The sequence below is a fragment of the Streptomyces sp. P9(2023) genome, from assembly GCF_032436795.1.
GTDB lineage: Bacteria > Actinomycetota > Actinomycetes > Streptomycetales > Streptomycetaceae > Streptomyces.
The window spans coordinates 1-261 of sequence record NZ_JAUPWM010000585.1 but is presented as its reverse complement, the minus strand read 5'-3'; the positions used below and the strand labels follow the sequence as shown (position 1 = coordinate 261).

Annotated in this window: 1 protein-coding gene; it reads right to left on the bottom strand. The window is 52.5% G+C overall.

Features of this window, described 5'->3' with window-relative positions:
• Nucleotides 1-240: hypothetical protein (locus Q5762_RS38780; protein WP_399495621.1), on the bottom strand; the 240-nt coding region annotated here is incomplete at its 3' end.
• Nucleotides 241-261 lie beyond the last annotated feature (21 nt).

The window sequence follows — 261 nt, the reverse complement described above, 5'->3', positions numbered from 1 at the left end:
CTCCCCGTAGTACCCATGCCAGCCCTTGCAAAGGGAATTACCCTCCTCGACTCGCATTGCATCGCCCAGGTGATAAACGTGGCCCTTGTAGCGAAAGAAGGTGGCCATATCGAGGTCATCACCCTCAAGGTAATCAAACTCGGAGCGTTCCTGTGCGGTCAGCTCATAGCCGTGGATGATGTCCCTCGGTGCATTGTTAGTAGTCACATTCATTGCATTACCCTCTACATTGCGTTGCATTACATTGGGATGCGCCCTAAG